At 66.2% G+C, this 4,882-nt stretch carries 4 protein-coding genes; all 4 read right to left on the bottom strand.

Going from position 1 to position 4,882, the window contains the following annotated elements; translation table 11 throughout:
- A partial coding sequence (locus ACFMO3_RS03390; RefSeq protein ID WP_376789030.1) for a DNA translocase FtsK occupies window positions 1–1,773 on the bottom strand: 1,773 nt, incomplete at its 3' end.
- A 50-nt stretch (window positions 1,774–1,823) separates the two neighbouring features.
- The gene (locus ACFMO3_RS03385; protein WP_376789029.1) at window positions 1,824–2,804 is read right to left on the bottom strand and encodes a 30S ribosomal protein S1; all 981 of its coding nucleotides are present in this window, start codon (window positions 2,802–2,804) and stop codon (window positions 1,824–1,826) included.
- A 216-nt stretch (window positions 2,805–3,020) separates the two neighbouring features.
- Window positions 3,021–4,076 carry a hypothetical protein gene (locus ACFMO3_RS03380; protein WP_376789028.1) on the bottom strand — a complete coding sequence of 352 codons (1,056 nt, stop codon included), beginning with the start codon at window positions 4,074–4,076 and terminating at the stop codon, window positions 3,021–3,023.
- 187 nt (window positions 4,077–4,263) lie between these two features.
- On the bottom strand, window positions 4,264–4,882 hold a 619-nt coding region (locus ACFMO3_RS03375; RefSeq protein ID WP_376789027.1), incomplete at its 5' end, for a DNA translocase FtsK.

Here is a 4,882-nt window from a genome sequence, read left to right as displayed (position 1 = left end):
CACGGAGGAGGCCACCGCGAAGGCGATGCGGGCCGGGAAGTTGGCCTTGATCAGCCCGGTCACCACATCCACGCTGGGGCGCTGGGTGGCGATCACCAGATGGATGCCGGTCGCTCGCGCCATCTGCGCCAGCCGGGTGATGGTCCGCTCCACATCCACCGGCGCGGCCTTCATCAGGTCCGCCAGCTCGTCGATGAACAGCACAATATAAGGCAATCGGGCTTCCCCAGCCTCCTCAGCCCGGGCGTTGAAATCCGCGAGGTTCCGCGCCCCCACCGCCGCAAACTGCCGGTAGCGTTCCTCCATCTGACGGGTGAGCCAGCGCAGAACGCCCACGATGCGCTCGATCTCGAATTCCACCTTTCCATAAAGATGGGGCAGGCCGTTCCACCGCACCAACTCCACCCTTTTGGGGTCAATCAGCACCAGGCGGAGCTCCTCGGGGGTGTTGTTCCAAACCAGGCATGTGATCAGCGCGTGGATGCAGACGGACTTCCCTGAACCCGTGGTCCCAGCGATCAGCAGATGGGGCATCGACGCCAGGTCAGCCACCACCGGCCGGCCCGCCACATCCCGGCCTAGGGCGATGGCTAGGGGCGACCCGACCTTCCGGAACTCTGGGGAGGCCAGCAGGCCTCGCAAGCGGACCACATGGATCTGCCGGTTGGGGACCTCAATGCCGATGAGGCCGCGGCCGGGGACCGGGGCTTCAATCCGAAGGGAGGGAGCGGCCAGGGCCAGCGCCAGATCGTTGGCCAGGGCGGCGATCTGAGCTACCCGGACCTTTTGGCGGCGCACTTCTCCGTCAGGCCCGGGACGTTCGATGTAACCCGGCAACAATCCAAACTGGGTCACCGCCGGGCCTTGGGTGGCTTCCACCACCTGAGCCTCCAGTCCGAATTGCCGGAGCGTTTCCTCGATGATGGCCGCCTTCTGCCGGATCTCCTCCGGCGAGACGGAGGACGGCTCGTCCTCCTCCAGCAGATCCAGCGGCGGCAGGTGCCGATCCCGCTTCATCCGGACAGGACGCGGAGGCGAGGCCGTCACGATCTTGAGGCCGCCCGGGGCCGGTCGGGGAGACGGCCGGACAGGCTTCGGAGGCTGCGGCGGGCGGGCCGGCGGAGCGGGGGCCGAAGCGGGCGTTGGAGCCTCTGGAGCTGGAGAGGGGGGAGCCCAGCGGGCCAGGGCGAGCCAGCCCCCCACCCCCGTGATCAGCATCAGCAGGGCCGCTCCCACGCCAGGCCCCAGTGGGGCAGATGCCGCGGTCCAGATCAGCCAGCCCAGCGTCCCACCGCCTTCCCCCCGTTCGATGATCTCCCAGGGGCCTTCATGAGCGAGCATGGCCAGCCCGTGCGCCAGGCCGAAAAGCCCCAGCAGGGCTCCCTCGAGGGCCAGGAGACGCCAGCCGTTCAGCGCTGGGGCTCGGCCCATCGTCCGTAAGAACATCCATATCCCAAGCCCGGCCCAACCGGCAGCGACCAGCAGGCTTCCCCATCCGAAGAGGCCTCGCAGTAACCCGGCCCATGCATCACTCCACCGACCCGGGCTGAGGCCCAGCAACACCAAACTGGAAAAAACCCCCAAGCCTATCAGCCCGAAGGCGGCCGCCTGGCGCTCCCGCCGCCCGAAAGCCGGCGTGCCATACCACCGGGGTGGACCCAAACGTCGGATCCACTCCGGGAGGCCGGAGGGGGCAGGAGACCGATGGGGGCCGGCGCGGATCGGCGCGCTGCGAGCCGGGCGGGCATGAACAGTTCGAACACGCCGTTTCATCGCTCCTCAAGTCACCGATCGCCTATTGGGAAGCCCGGACGAAGCCCCGGTTAACGGAGTCCCCGTCGGCTGAGCCCGATCCGCCGGGATGCTGGATCGATGCTCACGATGCGGACCCGAATCGGCTGCCCCTCGCGCACGAGTGCGCGGGGGTGGCTCGCCTCTGAGTCGCCGATCTCGGAAACATGCAATAGCCCTTCCACGCCTTCCTCCAGTCGGACGAAGGCCCCAAAGTGGGTCACCGTGGTCACTACCCCTTCCACCACCTGACCCACCGGATAGCGCTGGGCCACCGTCTCCCATGGATCCGGTTTCAGTCGCTTGAGGGAGAGCTGCACTCGACGCTCCTCTGGAAGGACATCCAGGATCAGGACTTCCAGCTCCTGGCCCACTTGGACGATGGTGCCGGGATCGGTTACCCGGCCCCAGGACATCTCCGAGATGTGCAGCAATCCCTCGAAGCCGCCCAGATCGACGAACGCGCCAAACGGGGCCACCTTCGTTACCCTTCCCCGGCGGACCTCCCCAGGCCGCAGCTCGGCAAGCAGCGCCTCAATGCGCGCCTCATCCTGATAGGCCAGCCGTTCGGAAAGAACAAAACGACCTCCCACCTCATCCACTTCGAGGACCCGCGCCTGAAGGGTCTGACCCACATATCGGGCCAGCGCGGACTTCCGGGAGGGGCCATTCAGCGCGTTGGGGAACTGAAGGAGATGGGAGGCGGGGATGAACCCTCTGGGCAACCGTTCAGCCTGGACGATCAACCCGCCCCGGTTATAGCCCACCACGGTCACAGTGAGCGGCTGGCCCGATTCCAGCAGCGCCCGCGCCCGTCGCCAGTCCGGCTCCCCGCTTTCCAGATCCCACAGGCTGGGCATGGGGATCGGATGGCCGCAGCCCATCCCCAGACCTTCCCAGATCTCCTCGGGCTCGGCCTCCGGAGCGGGGGAAGCCGCGAACTCGCCCTGTGTCATCAGGGCCATCCAGTAATCCTCCGAAGGAGGCACATAGCCAGGCTCCGTGACACGCATCCCGTGATCCCTCCCCCAATCATCTTTCCATGGGCTTTCTAAAAGCAGTGCCCTCCGGACTTACGCGGCTGGATTTCTCATCCGAGAGGCCAGGTGATCCCTCATCGATCCAGGCGGCGATGGGATCTGCCATCACCGCCTGCCATTATAGCCAGAGGCGGAGGAGGGGCAAATGGGGGTTGGGAAACCAGACAGGGGATGCACCTTCCCATGGCGTTATCCCTGCCCCAGAAGCATCAGCGGCATGCATAGGAACGCGATCAGAAAGAAGGCCGCCAGGGCGCGGCGCCCCATCAGGAGTTCGAAAACCCGGATCAGCAGACCTCGATACCACCGATAGCCCGCCAACAGGATCGCGGCGGAGATCACCGTGACGCTGATCATCTCGGTGAGCACCACCCCGACAGCCGCGGGATTCCCCAGGGCCAGCGCGGCCAGCAGCGTATCGATGAAGGTGCTGATGTTGGCTCCCATCACATAGGGGATCAGCTGCTCTCGACGGATCCATCCTCGCGTTACGGAAGGCACGAGCAATCCGATGGAGAAGGATACCGACATCGTGAGGGCTGTTACCGCCAGCCCGAGGCCGAAGATCGGCCATGGGGAATCCGGGAGAGAATTCGCCTCTGGGTCCGTGAGACGAGGAAGGGGGATGGCTCGATCGAGGACCTGGAGCGCGAGGCCGACTGAGAAAAAGCCCATGAGGAACAAGGAGATCCCTATCACGCTCTCGGGCGCAGGTTTTCCGAGCCATCGGCTTGCCCCGCCGCGCAGGATCTCTTCCATAGCCTGGACGAGCGCCTGAACGGGTTCCAGAAGCGCGGGGAGGAGGGGAGGTCGCCACCGAGCGATCCGGGAGACAGGAACATAAGGCAGCAGAAGGAGGCCCAGGGCCGTGGCTGGAAAATAAGTCGTAGCGGTCACCCAGAAGGTGACAAATCCCGCGGTCAGACTGTTCCATGGATGTCCCCGGCGCCATGCGTAGCTCAACCCGATGACAAACAGGACAAACGAAGCGCCCAGGCGGGATCCGGTAAGCATGGTGAGGGTGGCTGCGGGGGAGAGGACCTGGGCGTCCTGGAGGCTGACCGCGGCGGCGGCCACCGGGGAACCGCTGAGCGCTAGACAGGCCATCAGCCAGCCCAGCCCCAGGCTACGCCATGGGGAGGGCAACCTCCCTGCCTTCGCCAGGGGCGGGGATAGATGGGCGGCCCCTCCGCGCATCAGCAGCAACGCGAACAGGAAGAGCGCCAGTCCCCCAGCCCCCCACATTCCACGCTGGATTCCCGCCCTGAGAGATCCGATCATGGCCTGTCGCTGGATCAGGGATAGGGAGCTATGCAGCTCGTCGCCTCCCGGGGTTTTCAGCCCGGCCGTCGGCCTTCCCGCCCGGGGCCGAACCGCCTAAGTCTCGCCAGGTTTTTCCCGCACCCTACGGAAGCTCCGCCCAGACGATCCATCAATCCGGCGGGGAGCCGGGGGAGGAATCCAGCCTTTCCAGGCCTCGCCACCGGCTTCCTTCTTCGGGCGGGCCGATCAGCCCCCGCGCCTCCATGAGATCGATCAGGCGGGCGGCCCGCTGGTAGCCGATGCGGAGCTTCCGCTGTAGCAGCGAGATCGAAGCCCGTCGGTGCAGACGCACGACCTCTATCGCCCGTTGCAACAGAACCTCGTCGGGCTCCTCCTCCTTCATCTCCTCTGCCTGTCCTCCGACCCGGATCGGTTCCCCGGATGCCGTCTCTGCTTCACGCTTCCATCGAGGGGAAGGAGGCGTGGAGAGCGCTTCCGGGCGGGGGAGACCCCGGATGCCTTTCCAGTAGGTGACGATGCGCCGGATCTCCTCATCGGAAACAAAACAACCCTGAGCCCGGATGGGCTGGCCCTGATCCGGGGCGAGGAAGAGCATATCCCCGCGCCCCAGCAGGGTCTCCGCTCCTGGTGTGTCCAGGATCACCCGGGAGTCCACGGAGGAGGCCACCGCGAAGGCGATGCGGGCCGGGAAGTTGGCCTTGATCAGCCCGGTCACCACATCCACGCTGGGGCGCTGGGTGGCGATCACCAGATGGATGCCGGTCGCT

It is taken from the genome of Thermoflexus sp. (genome assembly GCF_042408815.1).
In the GTDB taxonomy this organism is placed as follows: domain Bacteria; phylum Chloroflexota; class Anaerolineae; order Thermoflexales; family Thermoflexaceae; genus Thermoflexus.
The sequence above is the reverse complement of the archived record's forward strand: the minus strand, read 5'-3'. Positions and strand labels throughout refer to the sequence as shown.

Coding starts and splice junctions, on each gene's coding strand:
- ACFMO3_RS03380 (WP_376789028.1), bottom strand. CDS start 4,076: ATGTGGGGGGCTGGGGGACTGGCGCTCTTCCTGTTCGCGTTGCTGCTG.
- ACFMO3_RS03385 (WP_376789029.1), bottom strand. CDS start 2,804: ATGCGTGTCACGGAGCCTGGCTATGTGCCTCCTTCGGAGGATTACTGG.